The 23,073-nt window shown below is 57.5% G+C and carries 21 protein-coding genes and 1 tRNA gene; 10 read left to right on the top strand and 12 right to left on the bottom strand.

Annotated elements, in window-relative coordinates:
- Positions 1–8: 8 nt before the first annotated feature.
- The 3 genes from FOY56_RS09455 to FOY56_RS09445 all read right to left on the bottom strand — a co-directional run bounded on the left by FOY56_RS09455 (position 9) and on the right by FOY56_RS09445 (position 3,637).
- On the bottom strand, positions 9–779 hold the full coding sequence (locus FOY56_RS09455) for an SDR family NAD(P)-dependent oxidoreductase (RefSeq protein ID WP_146345587.1): 771 nt from the start codon (positions 777–779) through the stop codon (positions 9–11).
- A gap of 27 nt (positions 780–806) precedes the next feature.
- Positions 807–2,516 carry a class I adenylate-forming enzyme family protein gene (locus FOY56_RS09450; protein ID WP_146345586.1) on the bottom strand — a complete coding sequence of 570 codons (1,710 nt, stop codon included), beginning with the start codon at positions 2,514–2,516 and terminating at the stop codon, positions 807–809.
- A 167-nt stretch (positions 2,517–2,683) separates the two neighbouring features.
- Positions 2,684–3,637, bottom strand: coding sequence for a radical SAM protein (locus FOY56_RS09445; RefSeq protein ID WP_146345585.1), 954 nt, complete (start codon positions 3,635–3,637; stop codon positions 2,684–2,686).
- Between the two features lie 169 nt (positions 3,638–3,806).
- Here FOY56_RS09445 and zwf point away from each other — a divergent pair, with 169 nt between their 5' ends.
- The 3 genes from zwf to pgi are packed head-to-tail and all read left to right on the top strand — an operon-like array spanning position 3,807 to position 7,534.
- Entirely contained in the window at positions 3,807–5,252 is a 1,446-nt protein-coding gene (gene zwf, locus FOY56_RS09440; RefSeq protein ID WP_146345584.1) for a glucose-6-phosphate dehydrogenase, read from the top strand.
- Positions 5,249–5,920: a 6-phosphogluconolactonase gene (pgl, locus tag FOY56_RS09435; protein ID WP_146345583.1), complete on the top strand. Its 672-nt coding sequence runs from the start codon at positions 5,249–5,251 to the stop codon at positions 5,918–5,920. Before zwf ends, pgl begins: the two co-directional genes overlap by 4 nt.
- A 12-nt stretch (positions 5,921–5,932) precedes the next feature.
- Entirely contained in the window at positions 5,933–7,534 is a 1,602-nt protein-coding gene (gene pgi / locus FOY56_RS09430) for a glucose-6-phosphate isomerase (protein ID WP_146345582.1), read from the top strand.
- A 306-nt stretch (positions 7,535–7,840) separates the two neighbouring features.
- Here pgi and FOY56_RS09425 read toward each other — a convergent pair.
- A tRNA-Ile gene (locus tag FOY56_RS09425) sits at positions 7,841–7,917 on the bottom strand.
- A gap of 107 nt (positions 7,918–8,024) precedes the next feature.
- Here FOY56_RS09425 and purM point away from each other — a divergent pair.
- The 3 genes from purM to rnd all read left to right on the top strand — a co-directional run bounded on the left by purM (position 8,025) and on the right by rnd (position 10,966).
- Positions 8,025–9,071, top strand: a complete 1,047-nt coding sequence (purM, locus tag FOY56_RS09420) for a phosphoribosylformylglycinamidine cyclo-ligase (RefSeq protein WP_146345581.1) — start codon at positions 8,025–8,027, stop codon at positions 9,069–9,071.
- Entirely contained in the window at positions 9,068–9,664 is a 597-nt protein-coding gene (purN, locus tag FOY56_RS09415) for a phosphoribosylglycinamide formyltransferase (protein WP_146345580.1), read from the top strand. Before purM ends, purN begins: the two co-directional genes overlap by 4 nt.
- Positions 9,665–9,808: 144 nt before the next feature.
- Entirely contained in the window at positions 9,809–10,966 is a 1,158-nt protein-coding gene (gene rnd / locus FOY56_RS09410; RefSeq protein WP_146345579.1) for a ribonuclease D, read from the top strand.
- Here the strand turns inward: rnd and FOY56_RS09405 are convergent.
- On the bottom strand, positions 10,963–11,490 hold the full coding sequence (locus tag FOY56_RS09405; protein ID WP_146345578.1) for a hypothetical protein: 528 nt from the start codon (positions 11,488–11,490) through the stop codon (positions 10,963–10,965). The two genes, rnd and FOY56_RS09405, sit on opposite strands and share 4 nt — an antisense overlap.
- Positions 11,491–11,629: 139 nt before the next feature.
- Here FOY56_RS09405 and FOY56_RS09400 point away from each other — a divergent pair, with 139 nt between their 5' ends.
- Positions 11,630–12,049 (top strand): SufE family protein, encoded by a 420-nt coding sequence (locus FOY56_RS09400; protein ID WP_146345577.1) that lies wholly within the window; start codon positions 11,630–11,632, stop codon positions 12,047–12,049.
- A gap of 49 nt (positions 12,050–12,098) precedes the next feature.
- Here the strand turns inward: FOY56_RS09400 and FOY56_RS09395 are convergent, their stop codons facing one another.
- The 3 genes from FOY56_RS09395 to FOY56_RS09385 form a co-directional block, all read right to left on the bottom strand.
- Positions 12,099–12,761, bottom strand: coding sequence for a DUF1638 domain-containing protein (locus FOY56_RS09395; protein ID WP_146345576.1), 663 nt, complete (start codon positions 12,759–12,761; stop codon positions 12,099–12,101).
- An 81-nt stretch (positions 12,762–12,842) separates the two neighbouring features.
- Positions 12,843–13,880: a Hint domain-containing protein gene (locus FOY56_RS09390; RefSeq protein WP_146345575.1), complete on the bottom strand. Its 1,038-nt coding sequence runs from the start codon at positions 13,878–13,880 to the stop codon at positions 12,843–12,845.
- A 209-nt stretch (positions 13,881–14,089) separates the two neighbouring features.
- Positions 14,090–14,788, bottom strand: coding sequence for a cobalamin B12-binding domain-containing protein (locus FOY56_RS09385; protein ID WP_146345574.1), 699 nt, complete (start codon positions 14,786–14,788; stop codon positions 14,090–14,092).
- 210 nt (positions 14,789–14,998) lie between these two features.
- On the opposite strand from FOY56_RS09385, the gene FOY56_RS09380 reads away from it, so the two are divergent.
- Both FOY56_RS09380 and FOY56_RS23560 read left to right on the top strand, forming a co-directional pair.
- Positions 14,999–16,078: a PA0069 family radical SAM protein gene (locus tag FOY56_RS09380; protein WP_146345573.1), complete on the top strand. Its 1,080-nt coding sequence runs from the start codon at positions 14,999–15,001 to the stop codon at positions 16,076–16,078.
- Positions 16,056–16,199 carry a hypothetical protein gene (locus FOY56_RS23560; RefSeq protein ID WP_186766293.1) on the top strand — a complete coding sequence of 48 codons (144 nt, stop codon included), beginning with the start codon at positions 16,056–16,058 and terminating at the stop codon, positions 16,197–16,199. Before FOY56_RS09380 ends, FOY56_RS23560 begins: the two co-directional genes overlap by 23 nt.
- On the opposite strand, the gene FOY56_RS09375 is transcribed toward FOY56_RS23560, so the two are convergent.
- The 3 genes from FOY56_RS09375 to gltX form a co-directional block, all read right to left on the bottom strand.
- Positions 16,196–17,176, bottom strand: a complete 981-nt coding sequence (locus FOY56_RS09375) for a calcium-binding protein (RefSeq protein WP_146345572.1) — start codon at positions 17,174–17,176, stop codon at positions 16,196–16,198. The genes FOY56_RS23560 and FOY56_RS09375 overlap by 4 nt on opposite strands.
- Before the next feature lie 269 nt (positions 17,177–17,445).
- Positions 17,446–18,741, bottom strand: a complete 1,296-nt coding sequence (gltA, locus tag FOY56_RS09370; protein ID WP_146345571.1) for a citrate synthase — start codon at positions 18,739–18,741, stop codon at positions 17,446–17,448.
- A gap of 97 nt (positions 18,742–18,838) precedes the next feature.
- Complete coding sequence (gene gltX, locus FOY56_RS09365; protein ID WP_146345570.1) at positions 18,839–20,263, bottom strand: glutamate--tRNA ligase; 1,425 nt, start codon at positions 20,261–20,263, stop codon at positions 18,839–18,841.
- Positions 20,264–20,342: 79 nt separating this feature from the next.
- On the opposite strand from gltX, the gene FOY56_RS09360 reads away from it, so the two are divergent.
- Entirely contained in the window at positions 20,343–22,361 is a 2,019-nt protein-coding gene (locus FOY56_RS09360; protein WP_146345569.1) for a ComEC/Rec2 family competence protein, read from the top strand.
- On the opposite strand, the gene lexA is transcribed toward FOY56_RS09360, so the two are convergent.
- Positions 22,355–23,056 carry a transcriptional repressor LexA gene (gene lexA / locus FOY56_RS09355; protein ID WP_146345568.1) on the bottom strand — a complete coding sequence of 234 codons (702 nt, stop codon included), beginning with the start codon at positions 23,054–23,056 and terminating at the stop codon, positions 22,355–22,357. The genes FOY56_RS09360 and lexA overlap by 7 nt on opposite strands.
- Positions 23,057–23,073: the final 17 nt, after the last annotated feature.

Below are 23,073 nucleotides of genomic sequence, written 5' to 3'. Positions count from 1 at the left end.
TTTGCTCCTTAGGCCCACATGTTCGAACCGCCACAGACGGTCAGCGCCTGTCCGGTCATATAGCGGCTTGCGTCCGAGGCAAGATAGACGGCCAATCCCCGGAAATCTTCGGGTTCGCCCAACCGGCGCAGCGGAATGTCTTTCATGATGCGATCGGCAACCTCGGGATTGTCCCATAGTTCGCGGGCGAAATCGGTTTTCACAAGGCCCGGGCAGATCGCGTTGAACCGCACACCATTGGGGCCAAATTCAGCCGCCAAGTTGCGCACCAGGCCGATCAGAGCCAGCTTGGACATGCCATAAGTACCCAGCATGACCGACGGTTTGAATGCGCCGATGGACGAGGTGAACATCATCGATCCGGCGCCCTTGGCAATCATGTCCGGCACGGCCAGCTTTGCCAGCCACAGATTGGCCTGAACATTGGCCTGCATTGTTTTTTCATAAGCATCGTCCGGGATGTCCGAGGTCGGACCGTAATAGGGATTCACACCGGCATTCCCGACAACGATATCAATTGGCCCGGCCTTGTCCCTTGTGGCCGCCACAAGATGTTCCAGTTGCTCTTTCTGGCCAACATTGCAGGCCACCGGAATGGCCCGGTCGGCCCCCACAGCTTCGTTGATGCCTGCAGCTGCGGCGTCCAGTTGGTCTTGCTTGCGGGCGGATATCACTACCGTTGCACCGTGTTCAGCAAGGGCTGTGGCCATTTCCAGCCCCATCCCTTTCGATGCGCCGGTCAAAACCGCAACTTTTCCGGAAAGGTCAAATAAATTCATGGCTTGTTCCTGTTTCTTAATGTTTGGTCATTGGTCCGAAGCGGCCAAAGTCTGCAGGCATCTGGCACGCAGGGTCCTGCGGTCCAATTTGTCTGTCGCTCCGCGCGGAAGCGGATCGTCTTGTATCCAGATGTGATCCGGGATCTTGAAATGCGCGATATGCTCGCGAAGAAACGCTTGCAGATCTTCGGTTGTCAGCTCGGCCCCATCACGGGTCTGTACACCTGCGCCGACGACTTCGCCAAGCCGGTCATGTGGCACAGCAAATGCGCAGGCTTCGGCGACCGCAGGATGACGGTGCAATGCGCCTTCCACATCCAGGCACGCGATGTTTTCGCCGCCACGGATCACGATATTCTTTTTGCGGTCAACGATGGTGACCAAGCCATCCGCATCGATCTGGCCCAGATCGCCGGTTCTGAGCCAGCCATCCTTCAGCACTTCGTCGGTAGCGTCGGGCTTGTTCAAATAACACCGCATGATCGCAGGGCTTTTCACCGCGATCTCGCCAATGTCGCCCCGGGGTACGTCGTTGCCGTCATCATCGAGAAACCGCAACGACTGAACAGGCGGATGCAGGCGTCCGGCCAATCCGGGTTGGGCAAGGTAATCGTCACCGGACAGTCCAATACCAAGGGCGTTGGTTTCGGTCATGCCCCAGCCTGTCGCGATGTCGGCTGTTGGAAAGCCTTCGGCAAGTTCATGAACCTGGGCCGCCGGGCGTTTGGCCCCACCCGAGCCCATGTAATCCAGCGTATCCAGTGGTTCACCCATGCGCTTGGCTGCCGCAAGAAGGTCGGCGCATTGTGTGGGCACCCCCAGAAACCGGGTGACGTGTTCATCCCGGATCAGGCGCACGGCTTCTTTGGCGTCCCATTTTCCCATGACTACGATCTTTGCCCCGGCGGGCAGGCTGAGAAGGAACAAAGGATGTGAGGCCGTGACGTGAAACAGCGGTGTTACAACCAACGCACACGGGCGCGGCGCCGCAGGGGCATCCGGGGCAGGTGGGTTGACCAACGGTCCCATATGAAACTGCATCAACCACGAAAAAACAGCATTGATCGCGCCGCGATGGGTCAACACGACGCCTTTGGGGTGGCTTGTCGTCCCGGACGAAAACATAATGGCAAAATCGTCATCAGTGTCGATGTCGACATCGGGCCAGCCGGTTGACGTGCTTTGCGCCATCAGGTCCGAAAAGCTTTGATCCGAAGCCCCGTCTCCATCGCGAACACCGATCAGCGTCAATTGCCGGTCAGCCTTCAGCGGTTTCAGCCGCTCAATCCGATCCCCATCCGCGAAGATCAGGTGGAGATCCGAAATGCCGAGTGCGTACTCCAGCTCTTCAGTGGTCCACCACGCATTCAGCATGACGGCAACACCACCGGCCGAGACGGTTGCCATCATCACGATAAGAAGTTCGGGGCAGTTGCGCATTGCAATGCCAACGCGCGTTCCGTGCGTGACGCCATGCTGCGTGGTCAGAGCATCTGCCATGCGGCGGACATCTTCGCAAAAAGCGTCGAAACTCCAGCGTTGACCTTCGAACACCAGATAATCGGCGGCGCCGTCGCCTTGCGCGGCGCGGCTGGACAACAACAGATCGCGCAGATGGGCGGGGGTGTTGGCAAAGACCTTTTGGGTCACGCCCCGTATCTTGGTTTCGGTCACCGCAAAGGTGGGAACCGTGTCGATGACGTGCTGTGCGGCTTTGTCAAAACTCATACCGGTCATTGCGCCCACCCCGATAGGCGCGGGGCAACCCTGCGTTTATTGAACATGTGTCTCCTCCCAAACCGGCCGCTGCGGCGACTCTGGTCAAGGGGGAGCGTAGACAGGAAATCACAGGCTGCCAATACCGCATGACGGAACGGAATTCCGCAAACCCAAAAACGCGTGGATCAGGCCGAACAGCTGGCCCCGCCCAGAACGCAGAACTTGGCGCAGTGGGGGTGGTTCAGGTGCACATCGGCCTCGGCCTGTTCCAGGGTCGTTCCTAATTCGAATTCACGCGCATAAGCGAGCAACGTGCAGGCCAGCACCGCCGGAACATCAGCTCCTTTACGTTTCACGACCATACGGGACGAGGCACACATCACGTCGTTCTGCGACTTGTTCAGGATGCCCCAGCAACTGGTCGTGATCTCGGGCACTTCGACGGTATCATCCATTTCCGGAAACAGAACTGTGTCGGCCGGGTTGTCTGCATCGATGTCGATTTCATGACTGGCATAAAGCGCAGCATATCCCGCGCGCGCGTCTTCCTGGGTTTCATGCCACAGGGTTCGCCCCGCCACGGTCATGCGAATACCCGCATCCCTTAGCCATTCCATGCCTTTGAGGGTTTTGGTGAAACTACCAGTGCCGCGTTCTTCGTCATGGTGCTTCTGGCTGTAGTGATCGACCGATATTCTCAAGGTCAGTTTAGCCCCGAACCTGGCGACAAGGTCTTGCAAGCCCGTCTGCATGGCTGGCCGCATCATCGGCGCCATGGCGTTGGTCAGGATCAGAACCTCAAACCCACGCGACAAAGCGCGTTCGGCCATGTCGATAATGTCGGGATTCATGAACGGTTCACCCCCGGTGAATCCGATTTCGGTCACCGGCCAGCGCCGGGCTGCTAGCTGGTCAAGAAAGTCTTCAACCTCATCCGCCGTGATATACACCAGCGCGTCATTGGTTGGGCTGCTGTCGATATAGCAATTTGCACAGGTGATGTTGCAAAGGGTTCCGGTGTTGAACCACAGCGTCTTCGGATCCGTCAAAGCCACAGATGCCCGTGTTTGCCCGTCGGCTGTCACGAATCTGTCCTGAAACTTTCCGATATTTGCAGTGTGAGGGCTGTGGTCCTTCATTTTCCTTGTCCGTATAGGGATTTGTCCGGATGATTTAACCTGAGCAGCCTGTAAGATAAAGCCGGTGAATGCCGCCTGACACAGTTGTGATTCTGCTAGGACTATAAGTTATGTTTGCGCTAACATGTATGAAGTGTGATAAGATGGCGCGACTAAACAGGGGCAATTCATGGTATCGCGCGTAATCCCGGTCGACCCTTTCGACCTTGTGATTTTTGGTGGCACAGGTGATCTGGCCAAGCGAAAGATCCTGCCAGCCTTGTTTCGCCGCTTCTGTGCCGGTCAGATCCCGCGCGAAGCCCGTATTATCGGCGTCGCCAGATCCGAGTTAACCGATGCCGATTATCGTGACCTGATTGCCAAAACGCTGGATGGCACGTCCGACAAATCCCAGATCGACGCGTTTTTGAACTGTGTCCGGTATGTACCGATCGATGCCCATCGAACCGACGGCTGGGCCAGACTGAATGATTTTCTGTCGCCCGAACGGGTCCGAGCGTTCTATTTTTCGGTCGCACCGCACCTTTTCGGGGAACTTGCTCAGCGGCTTCACGATCATGGTCTGGCAAATGATCTGACCCGGATCGTGGTTGAGAAACCATTTGGGCACGATCTGGAAAGCGCAAATGCGCTGAACGCAGCATTGGCCGCGCATTTCGACGAAAGCCAGATTTATCGGATCGACCATTATCTGGGCAAAGAGACTGTCCAGAATCTGATGGCAGTCCGGTTCGGCAATATGCTGTTTGAACCGCTCTGGAACAGCCAGTACGTGGATCACATTCAAATCACCGTGGCCGAAACCATCGGTGTTGCCGGGCGCGAAGCGTATTATGACTATGCAGGCGCGATGCGGGACATGGTGCAGAACCATCTGATGCAGCTTTTGTGTCTGATTGCGATGGAACCGCCTGCCAAGTTCGATCCCGACGCAGTCCGTGATGAAAAGCTCAAGGTGATCCGGGCATTGGATCCGGTTGAACCCTATCATATCGTGCGTGGCCAATATGAGGCAGCGAACGAAGACATGCAGGACGGATATCGGGCTCAGGTCGGGAAGCCGCGATCAACAACTGAAAGCTATGTTGCGTTGAAGTGTCATGTCAGCAACTGGCGGTGGGCAGGGACGCCGTTTTATCTGCGCACAGGCAAGCGTTTGGTGGCGCGGTCGTCTGTCATCAACGTGGTGTTCAAGAACACGCCGCATGCAATTTTCGGACCCGAAGCCGGGCGTCACGCCAATGTTTTGTCGATTCGGTTGCAACCGGACGAGGGGATAACGCTGAAGGTGACCATCAAGGAACCGGGCCCCGGAGGTATGCGGTTAATCGATGTGCCGCTGGATATGAGCTTTGCCGAAGCGTTGGGGTCCGGGGCAAATGAGGCTGGTGATGCTTACGAGCGGTTGATTATGGATGTTATCCGAGGCAACCAGACCTTGTTCATGCGCGGGGATGAGGTCAAAGCGGCCTGGGGCTGGACGGATCCGGTGATCGCGGGCTGGCAGGCGCGCGGAGAAGTGCCTAAACCCTATGCAAGCGGCAGCATCGGGCCTGGAGATGCGGATGAACTGATGCGGCGCGATGGCCGCCGGTGGCAGGGGATCAAACCATGAAACTGACCGAATATGCTGATCGCGATATGCTGGTGATCGATGTGGCCAACACGCTGGCGGGTGAACTGAAAAGCGCCCTTTTGCATCAAGATACCGTATCGCTGGCCGTGCCGGGTGGCACCACGCCTGGCCCGGTGTTCGACGCGTTGTGTGCTGCCGATCTGGACTGGGACCGGGTACATGTGTTTCCGACCGATGAACGATGGGTGCCTCAGGATCATCCGCGCTCCAACGCGCAACTGATTTGCAGCCGGTTGCTGGTCAACCGCGCATCGACCGCTCAATTTCTGCCACTTTATGCGCCTGCCGAGACCCCGGATGAGGTTCTGCCCGGTATCGAGGCGCTGCTTGCGCCCGAATTGCCGATCTCGGTCCTGCTTTTGGGCATGGGCGACGATATGCACACGGCTTCGATGTTTCCTGGTGCGCGGGGGCTGGCCGAGGCTTTGTCGCCTGACGCAAGGATCTTGTCGGTGTTGCATCCGGACAACCAGCCTGAAACCCGTGTCAGCCTGAGCGCGCGGGTATTGGATGGGGCGGTGTCCAAGCACCTTGTGATTTTTGGGGCGCAGAAACGGACCGCGCTTGAGCGCGCCATGACACTGCCGCCCGAAGACGCGCCGATACAGGCGGTTTTGAGCGATTTGATAGTACATTGGGCAGAATAGGATCACCCGACAATGTGGACTGAATTGAAAGCTTTGCGCGAGCAGCAAGGCACCCTGCACATGCTGGACCTTTTTCGGAAGGATCCGGACCGCGCTGACGACTTTAGTGCAGAAACCGGCGACATGCGCTTTGATTATTCCAAGACCCTGATCGATTCTGCTGTCCGCACAGCGCTTGTTGATTTGTGTGACCGGTGCGACCTTGCCAGCGCGCGGGATGCGATGTTCACCGGCGCCAAAATCAATGAAACCGAGGGCAGGGCGGTTCTGCACACAGCGCTTCGCAATCTCGACGGTGGTCCGGTTTTCGTGGATGGCGTCGACGTTATGCCAGAGATTCGTGAAACTCTGGACCGGATGCGGTCGTTCGCCACTGCGCTCAGACGTGGTGAATTGGGTGAAATCACGGATGTCGTCAATATCGGCATTGGTGGATCAGATCTTGGCCCGGCAATGGCGACTCTGGCGCTGGCGCCTTATCACGACGGCCCGCGCACGCACTTTGTGTCGAATGTCGACGGGGCGCATATCGCCGACACTCTGCGGCCGCTTGACCCGAAAACAACTCTGGTCATCGTGGCCTCCAAGACCTTCACGACAATTGAAACCATGACGAATGCACGCACTGCGCGGGCCTGGATGGTCGAGGGCGGCGGCGAACCGTCCCGACAGTTCGCGGCGTTGTCGACGGCCGAAGACAAGACTTCAGAATTCGGTATCCCGTCCGAGCATGTGTTCGGGTTCGAAGATTGGGTCGGCGGGCGCTACTCCATGTGGGGGCCAATTGGTTTGTCGATCATGATCGCGGTTGGGCCACAGGCTTTTGACGCCTTCCTGCGGGGCGCACAGGCGATGGATGCGCATTTCCGTGCGGCGCCCTGGGCGCAAAACCTGCCGGTCCTTTTGGCGCTGACCGGTGTCTGGCACAATCAGATTTGCGGTTATCCGACACGCGCGGTTCTGCCGTATGATCAGCGCCTGTCCCGGCTTCCGGCCTATTTCCAGCAGTTGGAGATGGAATCGAACGGCAAATCCGTCGCAATGGACGGATCACCCCTGGATGGCCCGTCGGGACCGGTCGTTTGGGGGGAGCCCGGCACCAATGGACAGCATGCGTTCTATCAGCTGATCCATCAGGGAACGATGGTCATCCCTTGCGAATTCATGATCGCGGCGCGGGGACATGAACCCGATCTGGCGCATCATCACCGGCTGCTGGTGTCCAATTGCCTGGCCCAATCCGAGGCGCTGATGCGCGGTCGTTCATTGGAGGAAGCCCGCGCTCGCATGCAAGCAACCGGTTTGAGCGGAGATGATCTGGAACGCCAATCCCGCCACCGCGTCTTTCCGGGCAATCGGCCTTCGGTCACGCTCAGTTACCCGCAGCTCACCCCGTTCGTCTTGGGTCAGATTGTGGCGCTTTACGAACATCGGGTGTTCGTTGAGGGGATTATTCTGGGGATCAATTCATTCGATCAATGGGGTGTCGAACTTGGCAAGGAACTGGCGACATCGCTGGGTCCGATTGTGGATGGATCGCAAAGCGCGAATGACAAGGATGGCTCGACTGCCGCTTTGGTGGCATTCATACATCAACATGGCGGCGCGGCTTAGGCCGCTGTTTGGCTGACTGAGAGAGGTCGGTTGATCTTGTTCCGTGAAGGAACAGGTGCGCCGGATTGAAAAAGAGGCGGGACCAAGGTCCCGCCTGAAACAGATACTCATAAACGACTGTTTCCAATGTTGTTCATGCCTGTGACTTGGTAAAGGCGGGTTTGGGGCAAAAACGTGAAAGCCCCGACGCAAGCGTTTCGTACGTTTGGGCTGTCGAAATGAATGGTTTGACCAGCAAGCTGAAAAACGAACCAGAGTTCGCATCCCTTGTTGGTCCCCATCAAGACTCGGCGGAAATCAGGGGAATGGTAGGCCCGGCAGGACTTGAACCCGCAACCAAAGCGTTATGAGCGCTCTGCTCTAACCAATTGAGCTACAGGCCCGCCATGGGCTTTGGGTATCACGAAACACGGTCGCGTCAAGCCTGACCGTTGCATGCATGCGCACATTGGATTAATTCGCGCGGAACAGAGACGGAAGGAACGGGCCAATGACAGCGGGCAAGAACGGCATGACCTATGCCGAGGCAGGCGTGGACATCGATGCGGGCAATGCGCTGGTGGACCGGATCAAACCGGCTGCCAAACGGACCAGCCGACCCGGCGTGATGAGCGGTCTGGGCGGATTTGGTGCTCTTTTTGACCTCAAAGCAGCGGGATATAACGACCCGGTGCTGGTGGCGGCGACGGATGGTGTCGGTACAAAGCTGCGGATTGCAATCGACACGGGCATTGTCGACGGTGTCGGCGTCGATCTTGTGGCGATGTGCGTCAACGATCTGGTGTGTCAGGGTGCCGAACCGCTGTTCTTTCTTGATTACTTTGCGACCGGAAAGCTGGAAACCGAAACCGCCGCGCGGATTATCGAAGGTATTGCCTTGGGCTGCGAAAAATCCGGATGCGCTCTGATTGGCGGCGAAACTGCCGAAATGCCCGGAATGTATCCCGAAGGTGATTTCGATCTGGCGGGCTTTTCTGTCGGCGCGATGGAACGTGGCGCCACTCTGCCGGACGGTGTGCAGGAAGGCGATGTCCTGCTGGGGTTGGCCAGCGACGGTGTCCACTCCAATGGGTATTCGTTGGTTCGAAAACTGGTCGAGCTGTCGGGCCTTGGCTGGGATGATGTTTGTCCGTTCGACGAAGGAACGCTGGGCGAGGTCCTTTTGACGCCCACACGTCTGTACGTCCGCCAGACACTTGAGGCTATAAATAACGGTGGCGTACATGCTTTGGCGCATATCACGGGGGGTGGTCTTACGGAAAACCTGCCACGCGTTTTGCCTGATGACATGGGGGCTGACATTGACCTGACCGCATGGACCCTGCCACCAGTCTTTGCGTGGATGGCCGGGGTTGGTGACATCGTTGAAGCCGAAATGCTCAAGACCTTCAATTGCGGCATCGGTATGATCGTCGTCTGTGACGCCGAACAGGCGGATGTCCTGACGGTTGTCCTGACCGACGCGGGTGAAACGGTGTCACGGCTTGGCACTGTTGGTGGTGAGGCAGGCGTGCGGTATTCGGGCGCATTGTTGTGAGTCACAAACGCGTTGCGATTCTGCTTTCGGGCGGCGGCTCCAATATGGTTGCGCTGGCCGATAGCATGACCGGAGATCATCCCGCGCGTCCCTGTCTTGTGATGTCCAATGACCCGCATGCAGGTGGTCTGACAAAGGCTGCCAACATGGGACTCGCGACAGCAGCTGTGGATCACCGCCCGTTCAAAGGTGATCGTGCCGCCTTTGAGGTCGAACTGATGAAACCGCTGCTGGACGCTCAACCTGATATTGTGTGCCTGGCAGGATTCATGCGTGTTTTGACGGCTGGGTTCGTGACCCACTGGGCCGGGCGCATGCTGAACATTCACCCTTCGCTTTTGCCAAAATACCGTGGCTTGCACACTCATGCCCGCGCACTTGAGGCCGGAGATACCGAACACGGCTGCACCGTTCACGAAGTCACGGCGGAACTGGATGATGGCCCAATTCTGGGTCAGGCCCGTGTTCCCATCAATGCCGGCGACACGCCGGAAACCCTAGCGGCCCGCGTTCTGGTGCAGGAACATATCCTCTATCCGGCGGTGTTAAGGCGATACGCATCGGGTGATCGTACACCCGTGCTTTTGAGCTGAACCACCGTGTAAAATGCCCGAACAAAGGGCGGTTTGCAAATCCCGGGTGATCCGCGTAAGGTTTTCTTACGGTGCTAGGGGGCGCGCCTGTCTGCCGGATAGGCAGGTCAATATCAGAGCCAAAAAACAAAGAAAAAACTGCTGATGAAAACTCTCACGACGACGCAAGAGCTTGCGGACTTTTGCGGCAAGGCGCACAGCCACTCATATGTCACCGTTGACACCGAGTTCCTGCGCGAACGCACATATTATTCCAAATTGTGTCTGATCCAGCTGGCGGTCCCCGAAGAAGGGCCCGACAGCGCCGTTCTGGTTGACCCGCTGGTCGATGGCATGGCGCTGGATCCGCTTTATGATCTGTTTCGTGACCAATCGGTGGTCAAAGTGTTCCATGCGGCCCGGCAGGATCTTGAGATTTTCTGGGTGGACGCGCACGTGTTCCCGGAACCGCTGTTTGACACACAAGTTGCTGCCATGGTTTGCGGGTTCGGAGAGCAGGTTGGCTATGAAACGCTGGTCCGTAAGATAGCGCGGGAGTCTCTGGACAAAACCTCGCGGTTTACAGACTGGTCGCGCCGCCCCCTGACGGATGCACAAAAGAACTATGCGGTCGCCGATGTGACTCATTTGCGCGATATTTATGAATATCTGGACGCAGAACTGAAAAAGTCGGGGCGCAGCCATTGGGTGTCCGAAGAATTGCGGACTCTCACTGACCCGGCGACCTATGATATACGTCCGGAAGAGGCGTGGCGCAGGGTCAAGACCCGAACCAATTCAAGCAAGTTCCTTGCCGTTGTGCGCGAACTGGCCGCGTTTCGTGAAAATCATGCACAGTCAAACAATGTTCCTCGAAACCGGGTGTACAAAGACGATGCGTTGGTCGAACTGGCGTCAAGCAAGCCGCAAACCCACGCAGACCTTGGTGGATTACGGCTTTTGCTGCGAGAAGCCCGCAAAGGCGCGATTGCTGACGGGATCCTGGCCTCTGTAAAACGCGGTATGAATTGCCCGCAGGACCAGTTGCCTCAACCCGACCGGAGCCGCGAAAAGTTGCAGGTAAACCCTGCGTTGGCCGATTTGTTGCGCGTGCTTTTGAAATCGAAGACCGAAAGTTCGGGTGTGGCGGCCAAGCTGATTGCGCCCAGTGCCGATCTGGATGCGATCGCTGCTGGCATGCGCGACGTTCCGGCCTTGTCAGGTTGGCGGTTCGAGGTTTTTGGCGAAGACGCACTGCGTCTGTGCGAAGGCAAGATCGGACTGGCGGCTAAGGGCCAGGCCGTCAAGGTCGTAGAACTTTAACGCCGCCGGGCCTCGCGGGCGTTTTCTGCACCGACAACGCGGATTGTGCGCACCTCGTTCACGGCATCGACGGACAGGTTATATGCGGCGTGCACAGTACGTGTCGCGTCGCTGCCAACAGCCGTCTGAGTTTGCGGATATGTCACGCGAAATGTCAGCGTCAAGGTCCCGCTTTCCTGATCGCCGTCGCGCGGGTCCGGGATCAGCGCTGCTGCGTAGGCCCCTTGACGTGCGGCCAGACCAACAGTGTACACAATGGCACCGCTGGCGGCAGGTTCGACCCGCAATTCAGTAATCGTCTGGATCGGGACCGACAGATCTTCGGCTTCGGGGCGTCTGAACAGGCGTGTTCTATTGGTTTGTTGGGGTAACAGCGGATTGACCGCAGCGACATCGTCGACAACCGGTTCGCCGATCTCGGTGCTATCACCAAACCAGTTGGTCGGGTTAAGCCTTGAGCCACTCCACCCACAAGCCGAGACCAGAAGACCTGTGACCAACACAACCGTCAGGGATTTCCGCATATTGCCCGCCACTCGTATTTTTTTCGCGTGTTACCCGGTTAGCGCATCCGCGTCCGGTTGAAAAGCCGCAAGGCAGGGTCTGGACAGCCGGGCAGGCGCGGCCTAGGTCAGAAGCGCAGACAGATCGAGGACAGACCATATGGCCAGCGCCGCATTCGAAGAGATCGTTGAGGATTTCGAATTTCTGGAAGACTGGGAAGACCGCTATCGCCATGTTATCGAACAGGGCAAGGCGATGGACCCGCTGGAAGACGCCCTGAAAGTACCGGCGACCAAAGTGGATGGCTGCGCCAGTCAGGTCTGGTTACACCCAAGTATCGTAAATGGCGTGTTCCGGTTTGACGGCGAAAGCGACGCCATGATCGTACGTGGCCTGATCGCGATTCTTCGAATGCTGTATAACGATCTGCCAATCGGCGACGTGCTGAAAGTCGATGCCAAGGCCGAATTGGGCCGGCTTGGCCTGAACGACCATTTGTCGGCTCAGCGGTCAAATGGCTTGCGCGCAATGATCGAACGAATCCGCGACATCGCCGCGCGCGAAGTCGCGAAAGGCTAGGGGGCGCTGCCCCCTCTTGGCCGGCGGCCAATTCACCCCCGGAGTTTTTTCAAAGAGAAGATTTCGAAAGATCAGACCAGTCACGAAGTGCGGTTTCTAGATCGCCATAGCCAGTGAAGCGTCGTTCAAATTCAAGGCCCAGTTTGTCAGCACACGCGCGGGCCTTGTCCGTCAGCACCGGATCGTCGGTTTGGGCCTGATAGACCAGTTTTTCGTAGTGGCCAAAGTAAGTGTCCCGCAAAATGGGATGTCGGTCTAGACCCAGTGGCTTCCACACGAAGGCCTCAAATTGACGTGTCAGAAAATCGGTCAGGTAGAAGGTTGAGATTTCGTCTTCGCCATGGCGCGCAAATCGGTCGTTTCCTTCGAAAAAGGAATAGCAGTGCGGACCTGCAACCATCTTGACGCCCAGTCGGTCACAGGCGGTCTGCAGCAAACCTCCGGTGCCGCAATCGGCATAGACGACGTAAATGTCGTCATAGTCGTCACGGTGCTTGGCGACGGCCTGTTCCACGGCAGTGGTAATTCGATCTGGATGGTTGTGCAGGATAGCCGGCAGGCAGGTGAGCGCCATATGAGTCCAGCCGTTCAGGGCCTTCAGGTCAAGGATCTCACGCGCCAAAGCACCACAGGCGATCAGCAGGACGCGTCCCGTGGCATGCCCAAGGTCGACGGTTTCTTGTGTCAGACTAGAATCATCGGGCTTATCCATCGCGCGCGCTCCGCAGGTGTTGCGATGTGTCAGATCTAACTAGCGGGCAGCAAATTGCAATCCGGTTAGCGACACGTCGGATTACCGTGCCGACAGGACCGCTTCGTGACGCTTTTGTTCGGGACGTGCGGTGGGGCCATAGCCACCGGTTTCGTGCAAACCCAGTTGCGGGAACAAACCGAGCACTTCGTCACGCGTGTCTTTGTCCAGAGCGTTCATCGCCATTTCACCGGGATGGAAGCTTTCAGTCAGCGCGCCTTCGGACCAGATCAGTTCGTGGTGGTCAAACAGCAGGTGAAAATACGTCACCATGCCCCCGGTTTCGAGGACGATATCATCGCCGTTGACCAGATGCTTGGCAGCCACCAGCGACTCGCTCCAGCCGGTGTGAAGCTCGGCCTGCCAGTTGTTCATCAGAACCCGATGTTGCTGTGAGACACGGATCTCGCGTTTGTTGCCGATCGCGCCTTCTTTGAAAACAACCGGTGCGAAGGCTTCGGTGGCCTCTACGGTGGATTCGCCGATCCAGCGCACGGGTTGGATGCCGCTGTCGAAAGTCGGGATCAGATCGCCGACGCGGATGTTCTGGATACGGCGCGGACCCGAGGCTGTCTTGACCCGGGTGCCTTCTGCAAAGCAGGTCATGTAATCCCATTCCTGGCGGTTCACCGTCAGGCCGGATGCTGTATTTCCAAGAAGGCTGTCGAGAGAAATCGATCGGATCGGCGCCGCCTCAAGCGCTGCTTGGTCTGCGTTGGCCGAAAATTCGGGTACCAGATACGTATTGCCAGCGGTGTCTTGCGAGATGACGGCCGAAATGGTTGCGGTGCTGCCGTCAACATACGTTAGCGTGGCACTGTAAAGCGACGCGGCATCGAAGATTTGTCCGCCGCCGCCGTCCAACTGGAAAAAGTCATTCCCAAGGTTGTTGTTCTGATTATACGACGTGCCTGGGTTGCCAACAGGACTCCAGCTTGCGGCCCCTTCAAAAAGAGGGTTCGAGACCGTGCCGAAGCTTAGTCCAACAAGTGCTGACGCGTTTTCGGCTGTGTTGTTGCCCTCGAAAGGGTCGATGATGGCGAGATTGCCAAGGAACATTACGTTAAAGGTTGATGGCATTGTCTCACACTCGTCAAAATCACTGGATGGCTGTTTGTAACTATAGCGGTCGTCACGGTCAATTTTGAGGGGAGAATTGGCCGAAAACTATCAACATTTTGTAACCGATTGAGAAACAAAGCCGAAACTTTACAACAAAAGCGCCGCGTATGTGGTCTTACGCGGCGTTCCTGATCTCGGGACAGGCATTGCCTGCCCGGGTTTCTTTGTCAGGCGCTCATCTGGTTGTGCTTGCGCGCGACAAACTCTTTGGCAGTTTCAACCGCCACGGCAGCGTCACGGCAATAGGCATCGGCCCCAATGGCTTTGCCGAATTCTTCGTTCAGCGGCGCACCGCCGACCAGAACGACATAATCGTCACGGATGCCCAATTCGACCATCGTGTCGATGACGACTTTCATGTACGGCATCGTGGTTGTCAAAAGCGCGGACATGCCCAGAATGTCAGCCTCTTCGGCTTTGATCGCCTCTAAATAACTGTCCACTGCATTGTTGATGCCCAGATCGACAACTTCGAACCCAGCACCTTCCATCATCATTGACACTAGGTTCTTACCAATGTCGTGGATGTCGCCCTTGACGGTGCCGATCACCATCTTGCCCATGCGAGGCGCGCCGGTTTCAGCCAGCAGCGGTTTCAGGATGAACATTCCACCCTTCATGGCGTTGGCGGCCAGCAAGACTTCCGGAACGAAGAGGATGCCATCGCGGAAGTCGTTGCCGACGATGGTCATGCCCCCAACCAGGGCTTCGGTCAGAACGCGATAGGGTTCCCAGCCGCGTTCAAGAAGAATGTTGACGCTTTCTTCGATCTCTTCCTTGAGACCGTCGTAAAGGTCGTCGAACATCTGTTGGACCAGTTCGTCGTCATCGAGTTCGGACAGGATGATGTCGTCTTCTTCTGACATTGTGCGCGCTTTCCAGACTGGGCGGGGCGGACCCCGCGTGGCATTTTATTTGCTTTTGGCCCGACAGGCGGACGGTTGACTGCGTTAATTGCGACGCAGTCCGTTCTGCAACCGACCTATAGCGACGAAATACAATGATGAATAATGAAGAATTTGCAGGAAGATCATGGGGTCGTTGCATGTGTTCTTCTTTTGTTCTAATTATCTCGCATGTCAACTGAACTGGCCATCAACAAAGACAGACGCAAGGCGCGCGGGGCGGTTAGCAACGTTGCTGGCCGGTTCGATTTGTCCCGAACAGAAGAGGCTGATGGTTGGGATATTCCCGAAGACCGGGATGTTTTCCGAACCGAGTTGCGGGAAGAACCGATCCGGTCCCTGATTACGTACAATCAGTCGCCCGATCTGCCCTTTGACCGGTCGATTAATCCGTATCGCGGCTGCGAACACGGGTGCATCTATTGTTTTGCGCGACCCACCCATGCCTATCTTGGGTTGTCAGCCGGTCTGGATTTTGAAACCCGCCTCGTGGCGCGCCCGGCCGCAGCCGAGGTGTTGCGAAAAGAACTGCGGGCCAAGCGTTACAAAGTGGCGCCAATTGCGATTGGAACCAATACTGATCCCTACCAACCGGCTGAAAAAGAACGTGAAATCACGCGATCCTGTCTGCAGGTGCTGTCAGATTTCCACCACCCGGTCGCTATCGTCACCAAGGGCACTCTGATTGAACGGGATATCGACATTCTGGCCCCAATGGCCGCGCAGGGGCTGGTGCGCGTTGGGGTATCGATAACCACGTTGGATCCGGATCTGTCGCGGCGGATGGAGCCGCGTGTGCCTGTGCCTGCGCGTCGACTGGAAACGATCCGTCGGCTTTCCGGGGCAGGGATCCCGGTTCGCCTGATGACCTCACCCATCATTCCGGGACTCACGGATCATGAAATCGAAGCGCTCCTGGCAGCCGGTCATGACGCTGGGGCAGACGCGGCCACCTGGATCATGCTGCGCCTGCCGCGAGAGGTTTCGACGTTGTGGCAGGAATGGTTGGCCGAGAATGTGCCAGACAGAGCTGCCAAAATCATGGCGCGCGTCCGTGAGATGCACGGCGGGCAGGACTATGACGCACGTTGGGGGCACAGAATGCGGGGCGAGGGGGCCCATGCCGAAATGATTGCACAGCGGATTCAGGCCGCAATGCGCCGGACCGGATTGAAATCCGAAGCCCCCCCGTTGCGATGCGACCTGTTTCGCTGCCCGCCGCAACCCGGTGATCAACTATCGCTTTTCTGACGATACGTTTGCCGGGTCTGAGATCCTGCACCTGACGGATTACGACACCAAGATTGACGAAAGGTCCGGTCAGTCCGGCATGTCGAATTTGGTCGATATGGTCGCGCGCAAACCGGACTAGGCGGCTTCTTCAGGTTCGCTGCTCTGTTCGAGAACCGTAATGTCTTCGACCGTCAAACCAACGGCAGCCGAGGCAATAATGGCCACTTCGGCCCCGTCTGCAGACAGAGTCTGAGTGCCATCTTCGTTGTCGGTCAGGGTCAACTCGGGCTCGGGCATACCTTCATCGTAGATGTACACAATGGCATCTTCTTCCGGATCATAGTCCAGAATCTCGGCCAGATCTTCGTCTTCGCCATCCAGCAGATAAAAGATATCTGAGCCTTCGCCTCCGGTCGCCTCATCCCCGTCGCCGACAAAAATGTCGTCTTCGCCATCTCCGCCATCAAGCGTATCTGCGGCACCGTCATCTGTCAGGGACAACGCCACTTCGCCGGGCAGCGTCGCGTCTTCGTCGGATTGAAGTGCGTCCCGCAGGGCGGTCAGTTGCTCTTCGGTAAGGTCGTCTTCCAGCGCATTTCCGCCAATCAAAGTGTCGTCGCCAGCTTCGCCCTGCAGGTTATCTTCGCCGTCGCCACCAATCAAAGTGTCGTCACCTGTACCGCCAACAAGAGTATCATCCCCGTCGCCGCCGTTCAGCCCGTCGTCACCCAGATTGCCAAACAGGTCATCATCGCCAGCGCCGCCGTCCAAAAGGTCATTGTCTTCGGCCCCACGCAGGGTGTCATCGCCGTCACCACCCATTGCGATATCGTCGCCTTCTTCGCCCAGCAGCAGGTCATTGCCGCTTCCTCCCAAAAGCGTGTCATCCCCTTCACCGCCGTCCAGCAGATCGTTGCCTCCGGCACCACTCAGATGGTCATCCCCGGCATAGCCGATGATATCATCATCGCCGTCGCCACCTGACAGGGTATCGCTGTCCTCGCTGCCATCGATGGATCTGTCGTTGTTACTTGAGCTGTCATCATCATCGTATTCTTCATAGACCGCGTACCAAAATCCGGCGCCGAGCAGACAGAGAAGATAGATGGGCAGCATTGGGAGCACTCCTTCGATGCGCTACAATCGTTAACCAGTATTAACGAAGCGTCAAGTTGAGCGGTTGCGATGTTTCCCGTCGGCGGTCAATGCGAAGCGTTTTGACGGATTGTTGGCAGGACTCGCCTCGCGGAGCACCTAAAGGTGAGTGGGCATTCGCGGTACTCCAAAGTTTCAAATCACGCGGGTAAGGTCATTTGAGTATCGTACAAAAAACGCCCCAAACTGTTCAGTTCGGGGCGATTGAAACTTTGCAACTTTGAAATGAATCAGCGGTTTTCGATGTCCACGTAATCGCGCAGGGTTTCACCCAGATACAACTGACGCGGACGCCCGATTTTGTGCGCCGGATCATCCAGCTGTTCTTTCCACTGCGAAATCCAGCCCACAGTGCGCGACAGCGCAAAGATCGGTGTGAACATCGACGTCGGGAAGCCCATCGCTTCCAGGATGATACCTGAATAGAAATCGACGTTCGGGAACAGCTTTTTGTCTGCGAAGTATGGATCGGCCAATGCGGCTTCTTCCAAGGCTTTGGCAGTGGCCAGAACCGGGTTGTTTTCGACGCCCAGCAAATCCAGAACTTCGTCAGCAGACTGCTTCATCACAGTCGCGCGCGGGTCAAAGTTCTTGTACACGCGGTGGCCAAAGCCCATCAGGCGGAACGGATCGTTCTTGTCCTTGGCGCGGGCAATAAATTCCGGAATACGGTCTGGAGTGCCGATTTCCTTCAGCATCTCAAGGCATGCCTGGTTGGCACCGCCATGTGCAGGACCCCAGAGGCAGGCAATACCGGCCGCGATGCATGCAAACGGGTTCGCGCCCGAAGACGACGCCAGACGGACAGTCGACGTTGACGCGTTCTGTTCATGATCGGCATGCAGGGTAAAGATCCGGTCCATCGCACGGCTCAGGATCGGGTTCACCTGATATTCTTCGGCAGGAACCGCAAAGCACATCCGCAAGAAATTGGACGCATAGTCCATATCATTGCGCGGATACACGAACGGCTGACCAATCGAGAACTTGTAGGCCCAGGCCGCGATGGTCGGCATCTTGGCGATCAGCCGGTGCGACGCGATCTCGCGCTGGTGTGGATCGTTAATGTCGGTTGAATCGTGGTAGAAAGCTGACATTGCGCCAACTACGCCGACCATGATCGCCATAGGATGTGCATCGCGACGGAACCCACGGAAGAAATAGGTCATCTGCTCGTGCAGCATGGTGTGACGGGTGATCGTGGTCTCGAATTTCTCCAGTTCGTTGGCCGTCGGCAGATAGCCATACAGCAGCAGGAAGCAAACTTCGAGATAATGCGATTTTCCGGCCAGTTGATCGATCGGATAGCCGCGGTGCAACAACACACCTTTTTCGCCATCAATGAAGGTAATCGTGCTGTCGCAGCTTGCAGTCGAGGTAAAGCCGGGATCGTAGGTGAATACGCCAGCCTGCGCATAGAGTTTCCGGATGTCCAGAACATCGGGACCCGCCGTCGGCGAATAGATTGGCAGGTCATAGTCGTTGCCATCAAGGCTCAGCGTGGCGGATTTGGTCGATTCAGTCATACATATCCCTTCCTCTAATCGGCTCGCGCGCCGGTTCATTGGCGCTGCGAGGAAGGCCCTGCGCCGGTGGCACACGACCTGTCGTATCTCCGCAATGTTATGTGTCCGTGAAACTCCGGACGATTTCTGCGGCGTCGTTCAGCCGGGCCAGGGATTCCTCCCGCCCCAGCACAAGCATCATATCGAACACCGAAGGCGTTACGGCACGTCCTGCAAGCGCGGCCCTGAGAGGGCCAGCAAGCTTGCCGAACTTGGTATCCCGCTCGGCTGCGAACGCGTTCAGGACTGCCTCCAGTTCTTCCCGCGACCAGCTAGCATTTTGCAACTGCGGCGTCAATTCAGACAGTATACCATCGGATACTGAACGCAGGGCTTTTTCAGCTTTCTGGTCCAGTTCGATCGGCCTGTCTGTCAAGACAAAGTGAGCCTTTTCAATAAGTTCCGGAAACATCTTGGCGCGGTCTTTGAGGCAATACATCGCAGCTTGCAAATCGTCGGCTTTTTCTGACGTCAGGGCGGGTTCACCCGCTGCGGTCAGATAAGCTTCGATTTCATGCCGCAATGCAGCGTCATCCATGATCGCGATGTGCTGGCCACAAAGATTCTCCAGTTTCTTGAAATCGAAACGGGCCGGGCTTTTGCCGATTCCATCCAGATCGAACCAGTTGCGGGCCTGTTCGTCCGTAAAGAATTCGTCGTCGCCATGGCTCCATCCCAGTCGCGCCAGATAGTTGCGCATACCTGAGGCCGGATAGCCCATCGCCTGATATTCCTGCGCGCCCAAAGCGCCGTGACGCTTCGACAACTTCTTGCCGTCGGGGCCGTGAATCAGTGGAATATGCGCCCAGACTGGAACCGACCAGCCCATCGCGTCATATATCATCATCTGACGGGCAGCGTTGTTCAGGTGGTCGTCGCCCCGGATCACATGTGTCACCGCCATGTCGTGGTCATCGACCACCACGGCCAGCATATACACAGGCGTTCCATCCGAGCGCAGCAGGATCATGTCGTCCAACTGATCGTTACGGATTGTCACATCGCCCTGCACCTGATCACGGATCACCGTCACGCCATCCTGCGGTGCCTTGATCCGAATAACGTAAGGCGCGTCCGGGTAGGTGGCCGGATCGGCATCGCGCCAGGGGCTGCAGAATAGGGTGCTCTTGCCGTCGGCCTTGGCGGATTCCCGGAACGCGGCAATTTCTTCTTGCGTTGAGAAACACTTGTAAGCCTTGCCGTCGGCCAGAAGCTGATGGGCGACCTCGGCGTGACGGTCGGCTCGGGCGAACTGGCTGATAACGTCGCCATCATGGTCCAGCCCCAGCCAAGCCATACCTTGCAGGATCGCTTCAGTCGCCTCGGGGGTCGACCGTTCGCGGTCAGTATCTTCAATCCGCAAGAGGAATTTACCGCCGCGGCCGCGGGCATAAAGCCAGTTGAACAGCGCGGTGCGTGCGCCGCCAATGTGCAAAAAACCCGTAGGAGACGGGGCAAAACGGGTAACGACCGGATCGGGCATGACGGGATTTTACCTTTTGGTAACTGTGGGAGACGTAAAGTTCCGGTCTGTCTAGCGAGCCGAACGGCAGGGGGCAAGCATGGGCATCTTGGCTGGGATTGACGCGGTGCTTTTGCAGCAGCGCGGGCATTTGTTTCCCTGGTCTCCGGTTTTTTTGGGGCTGGGGATCGGACTGTACTTCATGTTGCGGGCCGAACCTGACTGGCCGGTTTACGCGGTTTCATCGGGTTTGGGGGCTGCCTTTGCACTGGTTGCTCTGCGGTGGCCCGGCGGATGGTCTGCACTCGGGTGGGCGGCTGCTTTGCTGGCTTTAGGCTTTGGATTGGCAGGCGCACGGGCACACACCATCGCGGGTCCGGTTCTGAAGTGGCGTTACTATGGGCCGGTCGAGGGGCGGATTGTCGGGGTTGACCGATCCGCGTCCGATGCGCTGCGCCTGACGTTGGATCAGGTCCGTCTAAGGAACGTCGCACCGGGCGACCTGCCCAAACGTGTCCGTGTCTCGCTGCATGGGCCGTTGCCCGAACGGGTGCAAACGGGCCAACGCATCATGACCACCGCGCATATGTCACCACCTCAGGGGCCGGCAGAACCCGGTGGGTTTGATTTTCGCAGACACGCTTGGTTTCAGTCGCTGGGCGGTGTGGGCTATACGCGTGTACCCGTTTTGACAGCAGCGCCACCGGCGTATGAGAGCGCCTCGGTGCGGGTCACGGCGTTACGCATGACCATCTCAAGACGAGTCCAGTCTGTATTATCGGGTGACACCGGGGGATTCGCGGCCGCTGTTACCACAGGAGATCGCAGCGGCGTCAGCCAAGCCGCTCTGCAGGCCCTTCGCGACAGCAACCTTGCGCATCTTCTTGCCATTTCGGGCCTGCATATGGGCCTGTTGGCAGGCTTCGTTTTCACAGCCCTCAGGGTGTCGCTGTCTTTGATTCCGCCGCTTGCTTTGCGCATTCCTGTACGCAAAATCGCCGCTGCTTTGGCATTACTTGTCTCCGCTGGTTACCTGGTGTTGTCCGGCGGCAACGTATCGACGGAACGGGCCTTTGTGATGACAGCCGTGATGCTGGGCGCGGTGTTGGTGGATCGCCGGGCGATTTCGCTTCGGGCTGTGGCCGTCGCCGCGATGATTGTCATGATCCTTAGGCCTGAATCGTTGCTGAGCCCAGGGTTTCAGATGTCATTCGCCGCCACAACGGCCTTGGTCGCTGTGTTCGGGTGGATGCGTGACTTTGGCGGTCTGCCCAAGCAAAGGTGGAAAGGGGCCGTTGTTGGGGTTGTCGTGTCGTCTGCTGTGGCAGGGCTGGCCACGGCCCCGGTTGGGGCCGGACACTTTAATACGATGTCACACTATGGTCTGATCGCTAACCTGTTGTGCGTCCCGCTGATGGGAGTGCTGGTGATTCCATCCGCTGTTCTGGCGCTATGCCTTGCGCCTTTCGGTGCCGAAGCGCTGGGGCTTGAACTGATGGGGGTCGGGCTGCGCTGGACCTTGGCCGTGGCCCATTGGGTGGCGGATTTACCCGGGGCGGTCGGGCATGTGAAAAGCCCTGCACCGATCGTGTTGCCGCTGATTTACGCGGGTGCGCTGTGGCTGATCCTGTGGCAGGGGCGGTGGAGACTTACGGGTACCATTCCCATCGTTGCTGCCTTTGCGCTTTGGGGGCAATCGGATCGTCCTGTCGTCCTGATTGCCGACACCGGAGCGCTTGTCGGGGTTTTGACTGATCACGGACGGGCCTTGAGTAAACCCAAAGGGGCTGGGTTTGTTGCTGGCGTTTGGCTTGAAAATGACGGCGATGCCCGGGATCAGGTTGGCGCGGCTGCGCGTTGGCCTCAGGACGACGGCAAGATACGTGCGATTGAAGTTGCCGGAGCACAGGTGACTCACATCATCGGTAAACGCGCCGTCGCCGATTTCGACAGTTGCAAAGCAGGCGAAGTCATTGTTCTGACGGCAGATACGCAAGTGACCGGGCCCTGCATCATCCTTGATCCGCAACGACTGCGGAAAACGGGCGCAGTGGCAATCGACGGGCGCGGCATGATCACCGCCAAAAGCATCGGCGGTGATCGGATCTGGACTCAGTAGGTCCGGATCAACCCGACAAGACGGCCTTGAACCTGCACCCTGTCTTCCGGATAGACCCGGGTTTCATAAACCGGGTTGGCAGCTTCCAGAGCAATAGCGGTGCCTTTGCGATGGAACCGCTTCAGAGTCGCCTCGTGACCTTCGACCAGGGCCACAACGATATCCCCGTTGTCTGCAACGTCGGTTTCACGGATCACTACGACGTCACCATTGTTGATACCCGCCTCGATCATCGAGTCGCCTTTGACTTCAAGCGCATAATGATGGCCCTGAGCTGATAGCATGGAACCTGGCACCGCCACATGAGACGATGCGTGGCTGATCGCTTCAATTGGAACGCCGGCAGCAATACGACCCATCAAAGGTAGTTCGACGGATGACAGGGAAATGGGTTCCAGATTTGCGGCCGTCCGCCCAGTACTAGGCATATCACCGTCAATGACACGAGGGTGAAACCCAGGACCGCTGTCACCTCCAAGGCTTTCGGGCAGCTTCACAATTTCGATGGCGCGGGCCCGATGGGCAAGACGCCGGATAAAGCCGCGTTCTTCCAGCGCTGTGATCAGACGATGGATGCCTGACTTGCTGCGCAGGTCCAGCGCATCTTTCATTTCGTCAAAACTGGGGGGAACACCGTCGCGCTGCACACGCTTATGGATAAACTCTAGCAAATCCAGTTGCTTCTTGGTCAACATTGCTCACACCTCGCTAT

The organism is Falsiphaeobacter marinintestinus (assembly GCF_007923355.1).
Lineage (GTDB): Bacteria > Pseudomonadota > Alphaproteobacteria > Rhodobacterales > Rhodobacteraceae > Phaeobacter_A > Phaeobacter_A marinintestinus.
This window is presented reverse-complemented; position numbering and strand designations above follow the sequence as displayed.

Bases quoted from the DNA above. Each gene is read 5' to 3' on its own strand.
- FOY56_RS09455 (WP_146345587.1), bottom strand. From the start codon at position 779: ATGAATTTATTTGACCTTTCCGGAAAAGTTGCGGTTTTGACCGGCGCA.
- FOY56_RS09450 (WP_146345586.1), bottom strand. From the start codon at position 2,516: ATGACCGGTATGAGTTTTGACAAAGCCGCACAGCACGTCATCGACACG.
- FOY56_RS09445 (WP_146345585.1), bottom strand. From the start codon at position 3,637: ATGAAGGACCACAGCCCTCACACTGCAAATATCGGAAAGTTTCAGGAC.
- zwf (WP_146345584.1), top strand. From the start codon at position 3,807: ATGGTATCGCGCGTAATCCCGGTCGACCCTTTCGACCTTGTGATTTTT.
- pgl (WP_146345583.1), top strand. From the start codon at position 5,249: ATGAAACTGACCGAATATGCTGATCGCGATATGCTGGTGATCGATGTG.
- pgi (WP_146345582.1), top strand. From the start codon at position 5,933: ATGTGGACTGAATTGAAAGCTTTGCGCGAGCAGCAAGGCACCCTGCAC.
- purM (WP_146345581.1), top strand. From the start codon at position 8,025: ATGACAGCGGGCAAGAACGGCATGACCTATGCCGAGGCAGGCGTGGAC.
- rnd (WP_146345579.1), top strand. From the start codon at position 9,809: ATGAAAACTCTCACGACGACGCAAGAGCTTGCGGACTTTTGCGGCAAG.
- FOY56_RS09405 (WP_146345578.1), bottom strand. From the start codon at position 11,490: ATGCGGAAATCCCTGACGGTTGTGTTGGTCACAGGTCTTCTGGTCTCG.
- FOY56_RS09400 (WP_146345577.1), top strand. From the start codon at position 11,630: ATGGCCAGCGCCGCATTCGAAGAGATCGTTGAGGATTTCGAATTTCTG.
- FOY56_RS09395 (WP_146345576.1), bottom strand. From the start codon at position 12,761: ATGGATAAGCCCGATGATTCTAGTCTGACACAAGAAACCGTCGACCTT.
- FOY56_RS09390 (WP_146345575.1), bottom strand. From the start codon at position 13,880: ATGCCATCAACCTTTAACGTAATGTTCCTTGGCAATCTCGCCATCATC.
- FOY56_RS09385 (WP_146345574.1), bottom strand. From the start codon at position 14,788: ATGTCAGAAGAAGACGACATCATCCTGTCCGAACTCGATGACGACGAA.
- FOY56_RS09380 (WP_146345573.1), top strand. From the start codon at position 14,999: ATGTCAACTGAACTGGCCATCAACAAAGACAGACGCAAGGCGCGCGGG.
- FOY56_RS09375 (WP_146345572.1), bottom strand. From the start codon at position 17,176: ATGCTGCCCATCTATCTTCTCTGTCTGCTCGGCGCCGGATTTTGGTAC.
- gltA (WP_146345571.1), bottom strand. From the start codon at position 18,741: ATGACTGAATCGACCAAATCCGCCACGCTGAGCCTTGATGGCAACGAC.
- gltX (WP_146345570.1), bottom strand. From the start codon at position 20,263: ATGCCCGATCCGGTCGTTACCCGTTTTGCCCCGTCTCCTACGGGTTTT.
- FOY56_RS09360 (WP_146345569.1), top strand. From the start codon at position 20,343: ATGGGCATCTTGGCTGGGATTGACGCGGTGCTTTTGCAGCAGCGCGGG.
- lexA (WP_146345568.1), bottom strand. From the start codon at position 23,056: ATGTTGACCAAGAAGCAACTGGATTTGCTAGAGTTTATCCATAAGCGT.